Raw genomic sequence first — 17,822 nt, forward strand, 5'->3', positions numbered from 1 at the left:
CGCAAGCCGGCCGCCCCCGCGGGCGCCCCGGCCCCGGCGGCGGCCGCGCCCGAGGTGCCCGTCGTCCCGGCGCTCGCGGACGACTCCGCCGCGGCGAAGGCCGCCGCGGCGTTCGGCCGCGTGGACGAGGACGGCACCGTCTACGTCCGCGAGCAGGCGGGCGAGCGCACCGTCGGCCAGTTCCCCGGCGTCAGCACCGAGGAGGCGCTCGCGCTGTACGTGCGCCGCTACCTCGACCTGCAGGCGAAGGTCGCGCTCTTCGAGGCCCGCCTCACGAGCACGGACCTGTCCGTCAAGGAGATCGACCAGACGCTCGCGCGCCTCACGGAGGAGACCGCGGAGCCGTCCGCGGTGGGCGACCTCGACGGGCTGCGGGCGCGGGTCGACGCGCTGCGCGGTGCCGCGGCGGAGCGCCGCAGCCAGCTCGAGACGGAGCGCGCCGCCGCCAAGGCCGCCGCGCTCGCGGCGCGTACCGAGATCATCGAGGCCGCGGAGAAGATCGCCGCGACCGACCCGAGCCGCATGCAGTGGCGCCCCGCGGGCGAGGAGCTGCGCGCCCTGCTCGAGCGCTGGAAGGAGGCGCAGCGCACGGGCCCGCGTATCGACCGGGCGAGCGAGGAGGCGCTCTGGAAGCGCTTCAGCCACGCGCGGACCGCGTTCGACCGCGAGCGCCGGCACTACTTCGCGGAGCTCGAGCAGCGCAACGCCGCCGCCAAGGCCGCCAAGGAGAAGCTCGTCGCGGAGGCGGAGGCGCTGTCGTCGAGCACCGACTGGGGCCCCACCGCGGGTGCGTACCGCGACCTCATGGCGCGCTGGAAGGCCGCGGGCCGGGCGAGCCGCAAGGACGACGACGCGCTGTGGGCCCGGTTCCGCGCCGCGCAGGACACGTTCTTCCAGGCGCGCGACGCCGCGAACTCGGCGACCGACGCGGAGTACGCGGCCAACCTCCAGGTCAAGGAGGCGCTGCTCGTCGAGGCGGAGGCGCTCGTCCCCGTCAAGGACCTCGCCGCCGCGAAGAGCGCGCTGCGCGACATCCAGGAGCGCTGGGAGGAGGCCGGGCGCGTGCCGCGCGGCGACCTCCAGCGCGTCGAGGGCCGCCTGCGTGCGGTCGAGAACGCGGTCCGCGACGCCGAGCAGGCGCAGTGGACGCGGACCAACCCGGAGACGCGCGCGCGGGCCGAGGGGGCCGCGGCACAGCTCGAGGCCGCGATCGAGGCGCTCGAGGCCGACCTCGCGGCGGCGCAGAGCCGCGGCGACCAGCGCGCCGTGAAGGACCTCGAGACCGCGCTCACCGCCCGACGCTCGTGGCTCGAGCAGGTCGTGCGCGCGGCGGAGGACTCGCGCGGCTGACGCCTCTCGCCCTCCGGTGGGGCCGGCACTCGTCCACAGACGGGTGCCGGCCCCTTCCCGTCCCGTGGGGGATGCGGAACGGTGGGGTGATGCCCACCGCACCTGCGCTCGCCCCGACGCCCGCCCGTGCCGACGGCGCGGCCGCCGCCCTCGCGCGCCTGCTCGGTCCCCCCGCCCCTGCCGAGGTCGGCATCCTCGTGACCTCGGCGGACGTCGGCGGCGACGCCGCGTTCCAGGACCTCGTGCACCGCGGCGCGCTCGTCGCGCTGTGGGGCGACGTCGCCGCGCCCGCGGGCGTGCCGGTCACGGCGACGCTGCGCGCGCTCGCGGTCCGCGACCTCGTGCCGCGCGGCACGGTGCTCGCCGGGGCGGCCGCCGCGTGGGTGCTGTGCGGGTCGCCCGCGCCGCGCGTGCTCGACGTCGTGTACCCGCCGGGCCGGCACCGCCCGGCCCCGCGCAGCGGTCGCGCCCCGCGCCAGGCGAGCGTGCTGCGCGACGAGACGGTCCTGGTCGCCGGGGTGCTCGTCACCGCGGCCGTCCGGACGGCGCTGGACGTGGCGACCCGGCTCGAGACCGGTCCGGCTCTCGCGGTCCTCCGGCGGCTGCGGTCGGCGTGCGACCTCGACGTGCGCGCCGCCGCGCGCTCGCTCGAGCTGCGCCACCGGTGGCCGGAGCGGCCGCGGGCGCGGCACGTGCTCTCCCTGCTCGCCGCCGAGGACGACCCGGTCTAGGTTGGTCGGCATGGCCGCAGCCACGACACCGCCCGTGGAGCTCGAGGTCGCCGGACGCACGGTGCGCGTCACGAGCCCCGACCGCGTCGTCTTCCCCGCGCGCGGGGTGACCAAGCTCGACGTGGTCCAGTACTTCCTGAGCGTCGGCGACGGCATCCTCGGCGCGCTGCTGGACCGACCCACGACGCTCGAGCGCTGGCCGAAGGGCGTGTTCGAGGGGGCGCGGATGAGCACGCGCACGGACAACACCGGGGACGCGTTCTACCAGAAGCGCATCCCGAAGGGCGCGCCCGACTACGTGCGCACGGCGCGCATCGCGTTCCCGAGCGGCCGCACGGCGGACGAGGTGTGCCCCACCGAGCTCGCGGTCGTCGCGTGGGCGGCGAACCTCGGGACCTTGACGTTCCACCCCTGGCCGGTGCGCAGCGCGGACGTCGAGGCGGTCGACCAGCTCCGCATCGACCTCGACCCGCAGCCCGGCACCGACTTCGACGACGCGGTGCGCGTAGCGCCGCACCTGCGCGAGGTGCTCGACGAGCTCGGTCTCCCCGGCTACCCGAAGACGTCGGGCGGGCGAGGCATCCACGTCTTCGTGCCGGTCTCGCCCGAGTGGGACTTCGTCGCGGCGCGGCGCGCGACGATCGCGATCGGACGCGAGCTCGAGCGCCGGCTGCCGGACCAGGTGACCACCAAGTGGTGGAAGGAGGAGCGCGGCGCCAAGATCTTCGTCGACTACAACCAGATGGCGCGCGACCGCACGATCGCGTCCGCGTACTCGATCCGCGCCAACCAGCGCGCCACGGTCTCCGCCCCGCTGCGCTGGGAGGAGCTGGGCGACGTGCACCCCGACGACTTCGACGTGCTGACGATGCCGGCGCGGTTCGCGGAGGTGGGCGACCTGTTCGCCCCCTTGCGGGCCGACCGCGACGACCCCGGCGCGTCGCTCGAGCCCGCGCTCGAGCTCTCGCGCCGCGACGAGGCCGAGCACGGCCTGGGCGACCTCCCCTACCCGCCGGAGTACCCGAAGATGCCGGGCGAGCCCAAGCGGGTGCAGCCGAGCAAGGACCGCGACCGTCGCGACACCTGACCGTCGCGACACCTGACCGTCCACCAGGACGCGACCCGCGGGCCCGACGGCGGTCACGCGTGGGTGGCAGGCGTCGCACGTGCCCGCCTGCGGTCACGCGACGCCGGGTGCGCCCGGCAGGATGTCGGTGAGGTCATAGCGCACCGGCTCCTCGAGCTGCTCGTACGTGCACGAGGCGGGGTCGCGGTCCTCGCGCCAGCGACGGAACTGCGCCGTGTGCCGGAACCGGTTCCCCTCCATGTGGTCGTACGCCACCTCGAGGACGCGCTCGGGTCGCAGCGGCGTGAACGACAGGTCCTTCCCCGAGCTCCAGCGCGACACGGCGCCCGGCATCCGCTCCCCCGCCGGGTTCTCCCACCCGGACCACGGGTGCGCGTCCGCGTCCGGCGTGCCGGGCTCGACGACGAGCGGCGCGAGCTCCGCGACGAGTGCCGCCCGGCGCTTCTCGGGGAACGACGCAGCGACGCCGACGAACTGGAGCTGCCCCGCGTCGTCGTACAGCCCGAGCAGGAGCGAGCCCAGCAGCGGGCGCTCCGGCGTCGACGTCTTGTGCAGGCGGTACCCCGCGAGCACGACGTCCGCCTCGCGCCCGTGCTTGATCTTGAGCATCGCGCGCTTGTTCGGCTGGTACGTCCCGTCCAGCGGCTTCGCGACGACCCCGTCGAGCCCCGCGCCCTCGAACGTGTCGAACCAGTCACGCGCCACCGCGACGTCCCGCGTGCGGGGCGTCGCGTGCACGGCCGGGCCGTCGAGGCCGAGCGAGTCGAGCACCTCGTGGCGCCGCGCGAGCGGCTCGTGCGTGAGGTCGTCGTCGCCGAGCGCGAGCACGTCGAACACGACGAGCGCCGCGGGCGTCTGCTCCGCGAGCAGCCGCACCCGCGAGGCCGCCGGGTGGATCCGCTGCTGGAGCACCTCGAACTCGAGGCGACCGCCCTGCGCGACGACGATCTCGCCGTCGACCACGCAGCGCGGGGGCAGCGCCGCGCGCACCGCCTCGACCACCTCGGGGAAGTAGCGCTCCATGGGGCGCGCGTTGCGGCTGTCGAGCCGCACCTCGTCCCCGTCGCGGTAGACGATCGCGCGGAAGCCGTCCCACTTCGGCTCGTACACGTACCCGCCGGCGACCGCGTCGGGCTCGGGCACGTCCGGCACGGACTTGGCGAGCATGGGCAGCACGGGCGGCATGACGGGCAGGTCCATGGGGCGATGCTGCCACCGGCCTGTGACCCGTGCGCGACGACACGTCGCGGCGACGCGCCCCGGGGTGTCCGCCGTCAGGCGGGGAGCTGGGTCGCCTCGGCGGCCTTCGTCCCGGTGATCCGGTAGACGTCGAACACGCCGTCGACCTTGCGGACCGCGCTGAGCACCTGGGCCAGGTGCGCGGGCTCCGCCATCTCGAACACGAACCGCGACATCGCGACGCGGTCGTTCGTCGTCGAGACGGTCGCCGAGAGGATGTTCACGTGGTTGTCCGACAGGACCCGCGTCACGTCGGAGAGCAGGCGCGCGCGGTCGAGCGCCTCGACCTGGATCTGCACGAGGAACATCGCGTTGCTCCCCGTCGTCCAGGAGACGTCGACGATGCGCTCCGGCTGGCTGCGCAGCCCCACGACGTTCCCGCAGTCCGCGCGGTGCACGCTCACGCCCTGCCCGCGCGTGATGAAGCCGATGATCTCGTCGCCCGGCACCGGGGTGCAGCACTTCGCGAGCTTGACCCAGATGTCGTCGACGCCCTTGACCATGACGCCCGGGTCGCCCGTGCGCACGCGGCGCGCGGTGTGGCCGGGACGCGCGGTCTCGGCGACGTCCTCGACCGTGCCCTCCTCGCCGCCCATCGCCTGGACGAGCTTGGAGACGACGTTCGCCGCCGACACCTGGCCCTCGCCGATCGCGGCGTACAGCGCGGTGACGTCCGCGAAGCGGAGCTCGTTGGCGAGCGCGACGAGCGACTCGTGCGACAGCAGGCGCTGGATCGGCAGGTTCTGCTTGCGCATCGCCTTGGCGATCGCGTCCTTGCCGTGCTCGACGGCCTCCTCGCGACGCTCCTTGGAGAACCACTGCCGGATCTTGTTCCGCGCGCGAGGGCTCTTGACGAACGCGAGCCAGTCGCGGCTCGGTCCGGCGTTCTCCGACTTCGAGGTGAGCACGTCGACGGAGTCGCCGTTCTCGAGCGTCGAGTCGAGCGGCACGAGCCGGCCGTTGACGCGCGCGCCCATCGTCCGGTGCCCCACCTCGGTGTGCACCGCGTACGCGAAGTCGACCGGCGTCGAGCCGGCCGGGAGCGCCATGACGTCGCCCTTGGGCGTGAAGACGTAGACCTCGGCGCCGCCGATCTCGAACCGCAGCGAGTCGAGGAACTCCGCCGGGTCCGCGGTCTCGCGCTGCCAGTCGACGAGCTGGCGCAGCCACCGCATGTCGTTCGCGGCGGTGTCGTCCTTCGCCGTCTTGCCGCCCGCCTTCGCGGTCTCCTTGTACTTCCAGTGCGCCGCGACGCCGTACTCCGCGCGCCGGTGCATCTCGTGCGTGCGGATCTGGATCTCGACGGGCTTGCCGCCCGGACCGATGACCGTCGTGTGCAGCGACTGGTACATGTTGAACTTCGGCATCGCGATGTAGTCCTTGAACCGCCCGGGCACGGGGTTCCACCGCGCGTGCAGCGCACCGAGCGCCGCGTAGCAGTCCCGGACGGTGTCCACGAGGACACGCGCGCCGACGAGGTCGTAGATCTCCGCGAAGTCGTGACCGCGCACGATCATCTTCTGGTAGATCGAGTAGTAGTGCTTCGGGCGGCCCGTCACGGTCGCCTTGATCTTCGCGCTGCGCAGGTCCGCCGTGACCTGCTCGCGCACGACGGCGAGGTACTCCTCGCGCGCCGGGGCGCGCTCCGCCACGAGGTGCACGATCTCGTCGTACACCTTCGGGTAGAGAGCCTGGAACGACAGGTCCTCGAGCTCCCACTTGATGGTGTTCATGCCGAGGCGGTGCGCGAGCGGCGCGTAGATCTCGAGGGTCTCGCGGGCCTTGCGGCTCGCGGACGCCGACGACACGTACTTCCACGTGCGCGCGTTGTGCAGGCGGTCGGCGAGCTTGATGACGAGGACGCGGATGTCCCTCGCCATCGCGACGACCATCTTGCGCACGGTCTCGGCCTGCGCCGCGTCGCCGTACGTCACCTTGTCCAGCTTGGTGACGCCGTCGACGAGCATGGCGATCTCCTCGCCGTACTCCTCGGTGAGCTGGGAGAGCGAGTACTCGGTGTCCTCGACCGTGTCGTGCAGGAGTGCCGCCGCGAGCGTCGAGCCGTCGAACCCGAGCTCGGCGAGGATCGTCGCGACGGCGACCGGGTGCGTGATGTACGGGTCGCCGCTCTTGCGCAGCTGGCCCCGGTGCGCGCGCTCCGCCGTCTCGTACGCGCGCTCGATCACGCTGAGGTCGGTGCGCGGGTGGTTGGTGCGCACGGCCTGCAGCACGGGCTCGAGTGCGGGGCTGCCCGCGTTGGGCCGCGCCCCGAACCGCACGAGGCGCGAGCGCACGCCCCGCCCGCCGGAACCCGACGAGCCGGACGAGGGCTGCTGGCCCGACTTCTCCGGGGCGCGCGACGTCCGGGTGTTCTCGCTCATGCGCGCCTCCTTCCGCAGGCCGACCACCGCCGACACCGTGCCGACGACCAGCCGAGACGACCGGAGTGGCAATCCTACGACTCGACGTGGACGAGCGTGGTCACCTCGCGGCCCGCGAGCCGCTCCCGACCACCCAGTCCGTCGAGCTCCAGGAGGAAGGCCATCCCGACCACGACGCCGCCCCCGCGCTCGACGAGCTCGGCGCCCGCGGCGGCCGTGCCCCCCGTGGCGAGGACGTCGTCCACCACCAGAACGCGCGCACCGGGGTGCAGTGTTCCCGCGCGCAGCTCGATCGTGGCCGTCCCGTACTCGAGGTCGTACGTCACGGAGTCGGTGGGCGGCGGGAGCTTGCCCGCCTTGCGCAACGGCACGAAGCCGACGCCGAGGTGCGTCGCGAGCGGAGCGCCCACGAGGAACCCGCGCGCCTCCATCCCCGCGACGAGGTCGACCCCGCCTGCGGCGCGGACGACGTCCCCGAGCGCCTCGACGACGTGCCCGAAGGCGTCGCCGTCGGCGAGCAGACCCGTGATGTCGCGGAACGTGATGCCCGGCCCCGGGTAGTCGGGGACGGCCCGGACGAGCTCGAGCACGCGGTTCGCGCGCTCCACGCCGAGACCGGCGAGGCCGGCGGCCCGCAGGCCGCCCACCTCGCCGGTCGGCGTGGGACCGGGGTCCGTCATCGGGGACGACGGCGGCGCGGCTGCGCCTTGTTGCCCTGGTGCGCTCCCGGCTGCAGCTGGCGCGACCCCGCTGCGACCCCCGCGGCGGCGAGGGCGGCGTCCTCGTCGTCGCCCGACGTCTCCGTGCGCTCGGCACGGAGCGCGAGCACCTTGGCCGTGTGGTCGCGGATCGGCTTCTCGCGCTCGCGCAGCTCGACCTCGAGCGGCGTCGCGAGGAACACCGACGAGTAGGCGCCGACGGCCATGCCGACGAACAGCGCGAGCGCGATGTCGCGCAGCGTGCCGGCGCCGAGCAGGAACGCGCCGATGAAGAGGATGCCCGCGACGGGCAGCAGCGCGACGACCGACGTGTTGATCGAGCGCACGAGCGTCTGGTTGACGGCGAGGTTCGCCCGCTCGGCGTACGTGGAGCGCGTCTGGTCGAGCACCCCCGCCGTGTTCTCACGCACCTTGTCGAACACCACGACCGTGTCGTAGATCGAGTACGCGAGGATCGTCAGGAGGCCGATCACCGTCGCCGGGGTGATCTCCCAGCCGATGAGCGCGTAGATGCCCACGGTCACGACGAGGTCGTGGAACAGCGCGATGACCGCGGCGAGCGCCATGCGCCAGTTGCGGAAGTAGACCGTCATGACGAGGCTCACGAGGAGCAGGAAGACGACGAGGCCCACGAGCGCCTTCTGGGACACGTCCTTGCCCCACGTCGGGCCGATGTACGAGCTCGTCACCTCGCCCGCGTCGACCCCGTACGCGCCGGCGAGCTCCGTCGCGACCTGCTCGACCTGGGCGTTGCTCAGCTGCGCCGTCTGGACGCGCACCGTGCTGCCGCCGACGGACGTGACACGCGGCACCTCCTCCGGAGCGACCGCCGCCACGGCGTCGAGCGCCGGCTGCTGCGAGGTGTCCGAGACGCCCGAGACGGTGAACTCGGACCCGCCCCGGAACTCGATCCCGAGGTTGAGACCGTCGCCGGCGATCCGGACGCCGATGATCCCGAGGGACAGGACGACCAGCACGGCCGCCACCACGAAGTAGGCACGCCGCTTCGCGACGATGGCGTAGGACCGGCGGCCCGTGTACAGGTCGTTGCCCCACTGGGCGAAACCGCTGGCCATCAGTGCTTCTCCTCGTTCTCGTCGCCGGCCGCGTCCGCGGTCGGGGACCCGTCGGCGCCGTCGGCCGGCGCGGCGGCTCGCCGCTCGGCCGCGCGGCGCTCCGCGATCGTCATGCGGGGCCCGTCCCCGCGGCCGACGCCGGCGCCGACCGTCTCGCGCACGGGCGCCGAGCGCTCGGGCGCGGGAGCGTCCTGCGCCGGGGCGTCCTGCGTGGTGTCGTCCGCCGTGCCGGGTGCCGCCGTCGCGCCGACGACGCGCCCACGACCTGCGTACCGCGCCGTCCGCACGCCCAGCCGCCGCGGGTCGAGACCCGAGGCCGGGTGCCCGTTCGCGAAGAACTTCGTGCGGGCGAGCAGCTGCATGAGCGGGTGGGTGAAGAGGAACACGACGACGAGGTCGACCAGGGTCGTCAGGCCGAGCGTGAACGCGAAGCCGCGCACGCCGCCGACGGCCAGGTAGTACAGGACGATCGCGGCGACGAAGTTCACGGCGTCCGACGCGAGGATCGTGCGCCGTGCGCGCTGCCAGCCCTTCTCGACCGCCGAGTTCAGCGTGCGGCCGTCGCGCAGCTCGTCGCGGATGCGCTCGAAGTACACGATGAACGAGTCCGCGGTGATGCCGATCGCGACGATGAGGCCCGCGACGCCGGCGAGCGACAGGCGGTAGCCGATCGTCCACGACAGGACCGAGATGACCCCGTACGTGACGACGGCGGCGATGCCGAGCGACGCGACGGTGACCAGGCCGAGCACGCGGTACTGGAACAGCGAGTAGATGACGACCAGCAGCATGCCGATCGCGCCGGCCAGCAGGCCCTTCTCGAGCTGCTCGGAGCCGAGCGTCGCGGAGATCTGCTCCTGGCTCTGCACCTCGAACGTCAGTGGCAGCGAGCCGAAGTTCAGCTGGTTGGCGAGCGTCGCCGCGGAGTCGCGCGTGAAGCTGCCCGAGATCTCGGCCTTGCCGTCGGGGATGACGACCTGCGAGACCGGGGCGGAGATGACGAGGCCGTCGAGGACCATCGCGAACTGGTTCTGCGGGGACGGCAGCGACGTGAGTCGCGTCGTGACGTCGCGGAACGCCTTGGTCCCCTCGGAGTCGAACTCGATGTTGACGACCCACTCGTTCGTCACGACGCCGTTCTGACCGACGCGCAGGCCGGAGTTGGCGTTCGCGATGTCCGTGCCCTCGATCTCGACCGGGCCGAGGATGTACTTGGCCGTGCCGTCGTCGGCGCACGCGACGAACGCGCTGTCGGTCGGGCCGCTGTCGCCGCCCACGAGGTTCTCGGGCAGCGTGCAGTCGAGCGCGTCGAACTGCTCCTGCAGCTCGGGCGTGATCTGCGACAGGTCGCTGGGGTCCTCCGGGCGCGTGGTCTCGGCCGGGGCGTCCGTCGACTCGTCCGCCGGGGCGTCCGTCGACTCGTCGGCCGGGGCGTCGGCAGCCTCGTCGGTCGCGGCGTCGGCGTCGTCCGACGCGGTCGCGTCGGCCGACTCCGTGGCGTCCGGCGCCTCGTCGGCCGCGGCGTCCTCGCCCGCGGCCTCGTCAGCCGTCTCGTCGGTCGGCGTCGCCGTGGGCATGCCGACCGAGAGCACCGGGCGGAAGCGCATCTGCGCCGAGGTGCTGACGAGGTCGATCGTCTCCTGGGACGGGCGTCCCGGGATGCCGACGACGATGTTGTTCTGCCCCTGGCTCGTGATCTCCGCCTCGGAGACGCCCTGCGCGTCGATGCGCTGGCGGATGACGTTGATCGCCTGGTTGATGTCCTCGGCCGTCGGCTGGGAGCCGTCGGTGGTGACGGGCTGCAGGATGATCTGCGTGCCACCCTCGAGATCGAGCGCGAGGCCCGGGGTAAGGCTCGCCCCGCCCGGGTTGTCCTCGGTCTTCGGGTCGAGCTTCGTGCCCGCGAAGAGGGACCCGAAGAGGACGACGATAAGGATTCCCAGGGTGACGAGGGTCCGTACGGGCCTCGCTCGTGTGCTGCTGGTGGCCAACTGTCCGTCTCTTCTCGTGCGTGTGCGGTGGGCCTCGCGGCCCACCGCGTCAGACCGGTCGCGGCAGCGACCGGCACATGGTCACTTGGTGTCGGTGCCGTCGTCCCGGCGCCCGCGGTCCTTGTCCGATCCGCCGTCGGTGAGGCCGGACAGGTCGTCGGGCACGACGAGGTCGTCGACGTCGCCCGAGGTGGTCCCGGCGTCCGGGTCGGCGCTGCCGTACGCGGCGTCCTCGTCGGACGTCTCGTCGGCCTCCTCCTCGGCCGCGACCGGCGGCTCGACGAGCTTGGCGATCGCCGCGCGCAGCCACCGGGACTGGTTGCCCGGCGTGGACTCGATCGTGATGACGTCAGCCTCCTCGTCGACGTCGACGATCGTGCCGAACATGCCCGAGCCCGTCATCACCTCCTGCCCGGGGGCGAGGTTCGCCCGGAAGTTCTGGGCCTCGCGCTGCTGCTTGCGGGTGCGGCTGGTCATGAGGAACATCGCGCCCGCCGCGAGGGCGAGGATGAGGATGAAGCTGATATCCATGACGGAGTCTCGTGTCCTGTTCTGTGCGGGATCTGCGCGCAGTCTAGGCGTGCGCGCACGGTTCACCAACGAGCCGTCTCGCCGCGGAGTTCCGCCCGCTCGGATCCCGACCATTCTAGGGCCTGGTCGGCGGGACCTGTGACCGCCGTCACGGGTCGGCCCCGCCGGGGCTCCCGTCAGGCGTCGAACAGCGTCCCGCCCTCGCGAGGCGGGGTGAGCCCGAGGTGGGCCCACGCGGCCGGCGTCGCGACCCGCCCGCGCGGGGTTCGCCCGATCAGCCCCTCACGGACGAGGTACGGCTCGGCGACCGTCTCGACCGTCTCCGCCTCCTCGCCGACCGTGACGGCGAGCGTCGTCAGGCCCACGGGACCGCCGTTGAACCGCGTGCACAGCGCCGTGAGCACGGCGCGGTCGAGCCGGTCCAGGCCGATGGGGTCCACCTCGTACACCTCGAGGGCCGCGCGCGCGGCAGCGAGGTCCATGCTGCCGTCGCCGCGGACCTGCGCCCAGTCGCGCACGCGCCGCAGGAGACGGTTGGCGATGCGCGGCGTGCCGCGCGAGCGCCCGGCGATCTCACGTGCCGCGTCCGCGTCGAGCGAGACGCCGAGCAGCCCTGCCGAGCGCGCGAGCACGCGTTCGAGCTCGTCGCTCGAGTAGAAGTCGAGGTGTCCGGTGAACCCGAACCGGTCGCGCAGGGGCGCGGGGAGCAGACCGGCGCGCGTCGTCGCGCCCACGGCGGTGAACGGCGGCAGGGACAGCGGGATCGCGCTCGCCCCGGCGCCCTTGCCCACGACGACGTCGACGCGGAAGTCCTCCATCGCCATGTAGAGGAGCTCCTCGGCCGGGCGCGCGAGGCGGTGGATCTCGTCGATGAAGAGCACCTCGCCCTCCTCGAGCGAGGACAGCACGGCCGCGAGGTCGCCCGCGTGCTGGATCGCCGGCCCGGACGTGACGCGCAGCGACGTGCCGAGCTCCGCCGCGATGATCATGGCGAGCGTCGTCTTGCCGAGCCCGGGCGGCCCGGACAGGAGCACGTGGTCGGGCGAGCTGCCGCGCGCGAGCGCGGCCTGGAGGACGAGCGAGAGCTGGTCGCGCACGACGGCCTGGCCGACGAACTCCTCGAGGCGGCGCGGGCGCAGCGCCGCCTCGGCCGCGCGCTCGAGGTCGTCCGCGCCCGCCGCGACGATGCGCTCGGACGAGAACGTCCCGTCTCCCCCGAGGTCGCCGACGCCCACCTGGTCGAAGGTCGCCATGCTCAGCCCCTCGGTCCGCCGAGCACGCGCAGCGCGGCGCGCAGCGCCCCGGCCACGTCCGGCGCCTCGACGATGTCGACGCCCGCCTCGGCGAGCACGGTCGCGACCGCGTCGTCCGCGGCCTTGAGGTTCCAGCCGAGGCCGACGAGGGCCTCGACCACCTGGTCGCGGCGGTCGTCGACACGCCGCGGGGCGCCCGACGCGGCGGCCCCGGGCTCGGGGGCGTCCGCGCCCGTGGGCGGCCCGAGCTTGTCCCCCAGCTCGAGCGCGATGCGCTGGGCGCCCTTCTTGCCGATCCCGGGCACGCGCACGAGCGCGGCGATGTCGCCCCCGGCGACGGCGCGGCGCAGCGCGTCCGGCGTGTGGACCGCGAGCATCGCGAGCGCGAGGCGCGGGCCGACGCCGCTCACGGTCTGCACGGTCTCGAACACGGCGCGCTCGTCGTCGTCGGCGAAGCCGTAGAGTGTGAAGGAGTCCTCGCGGACGACGAGGCTCGTCGCGAGCCGCGCGGTCTCGCCGACGCGCAGACCGGCGAGCGTGGCGGGCGTGGCGTGGACGAGGTAGCCCACCCCGGAGACCTCGAGCACGGCGCGGTCGAGCTGGACGCTCGCCACGACGCCGCTCAGGGACGCGATCACGCAGGCTCCTCTCCCGGCCGGCGGTACCGGCCTGGTCCGATGGTCCGCCGGGCCCGACGACCGCCGTCGGGCGGCGCTCCGCGGAGCGCGTCGAACACCCGTACGACCGCGGTCACTCTAGCAAGGGTCGCCCACGCACCGGACGAGCGACACGAGTGCCGTCACCGCGGCGCCCGGCGCCCCTTGGCCGCGTGCTCGGCCGCCGCCCACGCACGCTGCGCGGGCGTCAGCTCGTGCCGCTCGCCGCCCTGCAGCGCGCCGGCGGGGCGCCACAGGTGGCAGATGGCGAGCGCGAGCGCGTCGGCCGCGTCCGCGGGCTTCGGCGGCTCCGCGAGCCCGAGGATGCCGGCGACCATGCGCTGGACCTGCTCCTTGTCCGCGCGCCCGCTCCCGGTCACCGCGGCCTTGACCTCCGACGGCGTGTGCAGCGCGACGGGGACGCCGCGCCGGGCCGCGCCGACCATGGCGAGCCCCGCGGCCTGGGCCGTGCCCATGACCGTCCCGACGTTGTGCTGGGCGAACACGCGCTCGACCGCGACGACGTCGGGCACGTGCTCGTCGAACCACGCGTCGAGCCGCTCCGCGATGCGCAGCAGGCGCAGGTCCACGCTGAGCTCGGGGTCCGTCCGGATCACGCCGACGGCCACGAGCTCGGCCCGCCGCCCCCGCGCGGAGTCCACCACCCCGACACCGCACCGGGTCAGCCCAGGGTCCACACCGAGAACGCGCACGCCGCTACCCTCCCACGACCCGACGACGAAACCCGGACGCCCCGCGGGCCGCGGACCACGGCGAGCCGAAGCGGGCGGGGCGGGTGAGGTGCGCGCGGTCGTGGCGGGCCTGGCGGGAGCGGCGCGAGGAACGAGCGCCGCGGATGGTAGACCGCGCGCACCTCGCTCGCCCCGCCACCCAGGGCGACCACGCCGTCGGCCTCGGTGACCGAACCAGCGAGATCAGTCGTCGTTCTCGAGCTCCGCCATGACCTCGTCCGACGCGTCGAAGTTCGCGTAGACGTTCTGCACGTCGTCGCTGTCCTCGAGGGCGTCGATGAGGCGCAGGATCTTGCGCGCGCCCTCGGCGTCGACCTCGACCTCCATGGACGGGTGCCAGATCGAGTCGGCGGAGTCGTACTCGATGCCCGCCTCCTGGATCGCGGTGCGCACGGCGACGAGGTCGCTCGCCTCGCACAGCACCTCGATGACGTCGCCCGCGTCGGTGACCTCCTCGGCGCCCGCGTCGAGCGCGGCGAGCATGACGTCGTCCTCGGTCACGCCGTCGGCCTTGGGCACGACGACGAGGCCCTTGCGCGAGAACAGGTAGGACACGGAGCCGGGGTCGGCGAGGTTGCCGCCGTTGCGGCTGAACGCGAGGCGCACCTCGGAGGCGGCGCGGTTCTTGTTGTCGGTGAGGCACTCGACGAGCACGGCGATGCCGTTGTTGCCGTAGCCCTCGTACATGATCGTCTGGTAGTCGACGGCGTCGGCGCCCTCGCCGGAGCCGCGCTTGACGGCGCGGTCGATGTTGTCGTTGGGCACCGACGACTTCTTGGCCTTCTGGATGGCGTCGAAGAGGGTCGGGTTGCCCGCGGGGTCACCGCCGCCCGTGCGGGCGGCCACCTCGATGTTCTTGATGAGCTTCGCGAAGAGCTTGCCGCGCTTGGCGTCGATGGCCGCCTTCTTGTGCTTGGTCGTGGCCCACTTGGAGTGCCCTGACATGCGTTCCTACCCCTTCGCGATTCTGACGAACAGCTCGTGCACGCGCGTGTCCCCGGAGATCTCCGGGTGGAACGAGGTGGCGAGCAGCGATCCCTGCTGGACTGCGACGATCCTACCGGCGGCGGCCGCGGGGATGCCGGGGGCCTCCTCGTCGGGGATGCGCGCGAGCACCCGGACGCCGGGTCCGACGTCCTCGACCCACGGCGCGCGGATGAACACGGCGTGCACGGACCCGGTCGCCCCGTCCGGGACCGTGCCCTGCTCGTCGGCCGCGCCGCCCGGCGCGAGGCCCTCGAACGGGAGGTCGGTCTCGAACGAGTCGACCTGGCGGCCGAACGCGTTGCGGCGCACGGTCACGTCGAGCCCGCCGAGGGTGCGCTGGTCGGCCGTGCCGCCGAGGATGCGGTCGGCGAGCAGGATCATCCCGGCGCACGAGCCGTAGACGGGCAGACCCTCGCGGATCCGGGCGCGCAGCGGCTCGGCGAGGTCGAAGATCCGCAGGAGCTTGTCGATGGTGGTCGACTCGCCCCCGGGGAGCACGAGCCCGTCGACCGCGGCGAGCTCCTCGGGGCGGCGCACGCCGACCGTGCGGGCGCCCGCGGACTCGAGCGCGGCGCGGTGCTCGCGCACGTCGCCCTGGAGGGCGAGGACACCGATCGTGATCGTCACGAGGGGTGATGATACGTCGGCGGGCGGCCGTCCCGGCCGCGACGGTTGCTAGCCTCGCGGTCGTGACCTACCCGCCCGGACCGCCCGCCCCGCCTCCCGGCCCGCAGGGCCCGTACCCGGCCCCCGGGTATCCCGGCCCGGGGTACGCCGGTCTGCCGGCCCCGTACCCGGGCGCCGCGCCGCGCCCACCGCGCCCGCCCCGCAGCACGAAGGGTGCGACGGCGCTCGTCGTGGTCGGCGCCGTCGTGATGGTCCTCGCTCTCGTCGCGGGCGTCCTCGGCGCGACGACGTTCGTGCGCGCCCTGCCGACGGGCGTGGTCGACGCCGCGGGCCGCCCGGGCTCGGCCGCGCTCGCGTCGGGCGACGTGCCCGGCGAGGCGGAGGTCGACCTGGTGGGCGGTCAGCCGTACACCGTGTGGGCGGTGCGCCCGGCCGGCGACGACGGGTTCTCGGTCGCCGACGTCACGGTGACGTGCCCCGACGGCGAGCTCGGGGTGGGCTGGCCGGGGGTGACGGGCAACGCGGGTCTCGGCGCGTACGAGGCGACCACGGTCGCGGAGGTGAGCGCGGCGACGTCGCAGCGCTGCACGGTGGCCGTCGCCGCGGGCTCGTCCGACCCCGGGACGACGTTCGTGGTGACGGAGGGCTGGCGGTTCGGCGAGTTCTTCACGACGATCGGCGGGACGATCCTGCTGTGGTTCGTCGCCGTCGGCGGCGGGCTGCTCGGCGTGGGGCTGCTGATCGGCGGGATCGTCTGGCGGGTCCTGGCGCGCCGACCGTGACCCCGCGCCGTCGCCCGTGACCCTGCGCCGCCCGCGGCGCACGGCTCAGTCCTCGTGCGCCGTCCCGAGGTGGCGCGTCACGCCGTCCCAACCGCGCAGGAGCGGCGAGACGAGGTCCGCGAGGCCCGCGGGGAACACCTCGATCTCGACGCGCCGCAGGTCGTCGAGGGACCACCAGCGCATCTCGTCGACGACGTCGAGCTCGACGTCGGTCCAGCCGTCCCGGCTGAGCCCCGACGCCGCGACGTGGCCCGGCACGCGCGCGAGGTAGAGCACCTCGTCCTGGCGGCAGTGCTGGCGGTAGAAGTCGAAGATCGCGCTGCGCGTGTAGACGGGTCCGACGACGGTGGCCGGGTCGAGGACGATCCCCGTCTCCTCGCGCACCTCGCGCACGGCCGCGTCGAGGTCGCTCTCGCCCGGGTCGACTCCCCCGCCCACGGTGAACCACCACGAGCGCTCGGGCTGGTCGAGGTCGTGCCCGCGCACGAGCAGGAGCCGGTCCGCGTCGTCGAGCAGCAGCACGCGCGCGCCGCGGCGGAAGTAGAGGCCGTCGTCCCCGAGCACCCAGTCGGGGCCCAGGGACGACGGCGCTCCGGCAGCCTCGCTCATGCAGGCGTCGGCCGTCCGACGACGGCCTGGCGACGGACGGTGGTGCGCACCCGGCGGCCGGTCACCAGCCGCGCTCGGCCAGGCGGTGCGGCACCGGGATGTCGTCGACGTTGATGCCGACCATCGCCTCGCCGAGCCCGCGCGAGACCTTGGCGATGACGTCGGGGTCGTCGTAGAAGGTCGTGGCCTTGACGATCGCCGACGCGCGCTGGGCCGGGTTGCCCGACTTGAAGATGCCGGACCCGACGAACACGCCCTCGGCGCCGAGCTGCATCATCATCGCGGCGTCGGCGGGCGTCGCGATGCCGCCGGCGGTGAACATGACGACGGGCAGCTTGCCGGTCGCGGCGACCTCCTTGACGAGCTCGTACGGCGCCTGGAGCTCCTTGGCCGCGACGAACAGCTCGTCCTCGGGCAGCGACGTGAGGCGGCGGATCTCCGCGCGGATGGTGCGCATGTGCGTGGTGGCGTTGGAGACGTCGCCCGTGCCGGCCTCGCCCTTGGAGCGGATCATCGCCGCGCCCTCGGTGATGCGGCGCAGCGCCTCGCCGAGGTTCGTGGCCCCGCACACGAACGGGACGGTGAACTGCCACTTGTCGATGTGGTTCGCGTAGTCCGCGGGCGTGAGCACCTCGGACTCGTCGACGTAGTCGACACCGAGCGACTGGAGCACCTGCGCCTCGACGAAGTGGCCGATGCGCGCCTTCGCCATGACGGGGATCGACACGGCCTCGATGATGCCGTCGATCATGTCCGGGTCCGACATGCGCGAGACGCCGCCCTGAGCGCGGATGTCCGCGGGGACGCGCTCGAGCGCCATGACGGCGACCGCGCCGGCGTCCTCGGCGATCTTCGCCTGCTCGGGCGTGACGACGTCCATGATGACGCCGCCCTTGAGCATCTCCGCCATGCCGCGCTTGACCTTGGCGGTGCCGACGGCACCCTCCGCGGTCGCGGCGCCCGGAGCGCTCTCGGCAGGGACGTTCTGGTCGGCCACGTTGGTCACCGGTACCTCACACCTTCGCTTCAGGGGAACGTCGCGCGCACGCGC

17 protein-coding genes are annotated in these 17,822 nt (G+C 73.8%); 4 read left to right on the forward strand and 13 right to left on the reverse strand.

The genetic code is table 11. The features are described from left to right. The 3 genes from GJV82_RS16070 to ligD all read left to right on the forward strand — a co-directional run. The coding region (locus tag GJV82_RS16070) for a DUF349 domain-containing protein (RefSeq protein ID WP_155099932.1) at window positions 1-1,350 on the forward strand (1,350 nt) is incomplete at its 5' end. Window positions 1,351-1,439: 89 nt separating this feature from the next. Then, a complete protein-coding gene (locus GJV82_RS16075) occupies window positions 1,440-2,081 on the forward strand; it encodes a hypothetical protein (protein WP_024839606.1) in 642 nt (213 codons plus the stop codon). Between the two features lie 10 nt (window positions 2,082-2,091). After that, window positions 2,092-3,168, forward strand: a complete 1,077-nt coding sequence (gene ligD, locus GJV82_RS16080; RefSeq protein ID WP_024839605.1) for a non-homologous end-joining DNA ligase — start codon at window positions 2,092-2,094, stop codon at window positions 3,166-3,168. 93 nt (window positions 3,169-3,261) lie between these two features. Here ligD and GJV82_RS16085 read toward each other — a convergent pair whose 3' ends face one another. The 11 genes from GJV82_RS16085 to pdxT form a co-directional block, all read right to left on the reverse strand. Continuing rightward, window positions 3,262-4,368, reverse strand: a complete 1,107-nt coding sequence (locus tag GJV82_RS16085; RefSeq protein WP_155099933.1) for an ATP-dependent DNA ligase — start codon at window positions 4,366-4,368, stop codon at window positions 3,262-3,264. A 74-nt stretch (window positions 4,369-4,442) separates the two neighbouring features. Beyond that, entirely contained in the window at window positions 4,443-6,788 is a 2,346-nt protein-coding gene (locus tag GJV82_RS16090) for a RelA/SpoT family protein (RefSeq protein WP_024839603.1), read from the reverse strand. Between the two features lie 74 nt (window positions 6,789-6,862). Continuing rightward, complete coding sequence (locus tag GJV82_RS16095; RefSeq protein ID WP_115942499.1) at window positions 6,863-7,468, reverse strand: adenine phosphoribosyltransferase; 606 nt, start codon at window positions 7,466-7,468, stop codon at window positions 6,863-6,865. Continuing rightward, complete coding sequence (gene secF, locus GJV82_RS16100; protein WP_024839601.1) at window positions 7,465-8,583, reverse strand: protein translocase subunit SecF; 1,119 nt, start codon at window positions 8,581-8,583, stop codon at window positions 7,465-7,467. Before secF ends, GJV82_RS16095 begins: the two co-directional genes overlap by 4 nt. Next, entirely contained in the window at window positions 8,583-10,574 is a 1,992-nt protein-coding gene (secD, locus tag GJV82_RS16105) for a protein translocase subunit SecD (RefSeq protein WP_115942498.1), read from the reverse strand. The genes secF and secD overlap by 1 nt, the downstream gene beginning before the upstream one ends. An 81-nt stretch (window positions 10,575-10,655) precedes the next feature. Next, window positions 10,656-11,105 (reverse strand): preprotein translocase subunit YajC, encoded by a 450-nt coding sequence (gene yajC / locus GJV82_RS16110; RefSeq protein ID WP_034603493.1) that lies wholly within the window; start codon window positions 11,103-11,105, stop codon window positions 10,656-10,658. A gap of 176 nt (window positions 11,106-11,281) precedes the next feature. After that, window positions 11,282-12,358 carry a Holliday junction branch migration DNA helicase RuvB gene (gene ruvB, locus GJV82_RS16115; RefSeq protein ID WP_024839598.1) on the reverse strand — a complete coding sequence of 359 codons (1,077 nt, stop codon included), beginning with the start codon at window positions 12,356-12,358 and terminating at the stop codon, window positions 11,282-11,284. Window positions 12,359-12,360: 2 nt separating this feature from the next. Further along, entirely contained in the window at window positions 12,361-12,996 is a 636-nt protein-coding gene (ruvA, locus tag GJV82_RS16120; protein ID WP_024839597.1) for a Holliday junction branch migration protein RuvA, read from the reverse strand. A gap of 161 nt (window positions 12,997-13,157) precedes the next feature. Next, the gene (ruvC, locus tag GJV82_RS16125; protein ID WP_318657739.1) at window positions 13,158-13,727 is read right to left on the reverse strand and encodes a crossover junction endodeoxyribonuclease RuvC; all 570 of its coding nucleotides are present in this window, start codon (window positions 13,725-13,727) and stop codon (window positions 13,158-13,160) included. Window positions 13,728-13,949: 222 nt separating this feature from the next. Further along, window positions 13,950-14,711, reverse strand: coding sequence for a YebC/PmpR family DNA-binding transcriptional regulator (locus GJV82_RS16130; RefSeq protein WP_024839595.1), 762 nt, complete (start codon window positions 14,709-14,711; stop codon window positions 13,950-13,952). Between the two features lie 6 nt (window positions 14,712-14,717). After that, window positions 14,718-15,380, reverse strand: coding sequence for a pyridoxal 5'-phosphate synthase glutaminase subunit PdxT (gene pdxT / locus GJV82_RS16135; protein WP_024839594.1), 663 nt, complete (start codon window positions 15,378-15,380; stop codon window positions 14,718-14,720). Between the two features lie 62 nt (window positions 15,381-15,442). Between pdxT and GJV82_RS16140 the strand changes: the two genes are divergently transcribed. After that, a complete protein-coding gene (locus tag GJV82_RS16140) occupies window positions 15,443-16,162 on the forward strand; it encodes a hypothetical protein (RefSeq protein ID WP_155099934.1) in 720 nt (239 codons plus the stop codon). Window positions 16,163-16,207: 45 nt separating this feature from the next. Here GJV82_RS16140 and GJV82_RS16145 read toward each other — a convergent pair whose 3' ends face one another. Then, complete coding sequence (locus GJV82_RS16145) at window positions 16,208-16,771, reverse strand: NUDIX hydrolase (protein WP_024839592.1); 564 nt, start codon at window positions 16,769-16,771, stop codon at window positions 16,208-16,210. A 61-nt stretch (window positions 16,772-16,832) separates the two neighbouring features. Further along, window positions 16,833-17,777 (reverse strand): pyridoxal 5'-phosphate synthase lyase subunit PdxS, encoded by a 945-nt coding sequence (gene pdxS, locus GJV82_RS16150; protein WP_024839591.1) that lies wholly within the window; start codon window positions 17,775-17,777, stop codon window positions 16,833-16,835. Window positions 17,778-17,822: the final 45 nt, after the last annotated feature.

The sequence above is a fragment of the Cellulosimicrobium composti genome (genome assembly GCF_009711085.1).
GTDB lineage: Bacteria > Actinomycetota > Actinomycetes > Actinomycetales > Cellulomonadaceae > Cellulosimicrobium > Cellulosimicrobium composti.

Excerpts from the sequence above, each read along its gene's own strand:
- GJV82_RS16095 (WP_115942499.1), bottom strand. The coding sequence starts at position 7,468 with ATGACGGACCCCGGTCCCACGCCGACCGGCGAGGTGGGCGGCCTGCGG.
- GJV82_RS16090 (WP_024839603.1), bottom strand. The coding sequence starts at position 6,788 with ATGAGCGAGAACACCCGGACGTCGCGCGCCCCGGAGAAGTCGGGCCAG.
- ruvB (WP_024839598.1), bottom strand. The coding sequence starts at position 12,358 with ATGGCGACCTTCGACCAGGTGGGCGTCGGCGACCTCGGGGGAGACGGG.
- ligD (WP_024839605.1), top strand. The coding sequence starts at position 2,092 with ATGGCCGCAGCCACGACACCGCCCGTGGAGCTCGAGGTCGCCGGACGC.
- GJV82_RS16075 (WP_024839606.1), top strand. The coding sequence starts at position 1,440 with ATGCCCACCGCACCTGCGCTCGCCCCGACGCCCGCCCGTGCCGACGGC.
- yajC (WP_034603493.1), bottom strand. The coding sequence starts at position 11,105 with ATGGATATCAGCTTCATCCTCATCCTCGCCCTCGCGGCGGGCGCGATG.
- GJV82_RS16085 (WP_155099933.1), bottom strand. The coding sequence starts at position 4,368 with ATGGACCTGCCCGTCATGCCGCCCGTGCTGCCCATGCTCGCCAAGTCC.
- GJV82_RS16130 (WP_024839595.1), bottom strand. The coding sequence starts at position 14,711 with ATGTCAGGGCACTCCAAGTGGGCCACGACCAAGCACAAGAAGGCGGCC.
- secF (WP_024839601.1), bottom strand. The coding sequence starts at position 8,583 with ATGGCCAGCGGTTTCGCCCAGTGGGGCAACGACCTGTACACGGGCCGC.
- GJV82_RS16145 (WP_024839592.1), bottom strand. The coding sequence starts at position 16,771 with ATGAGCGAGGCTGCCGGAGCGCCGTCGTCCCTGGGCCCCGACTGGGTG.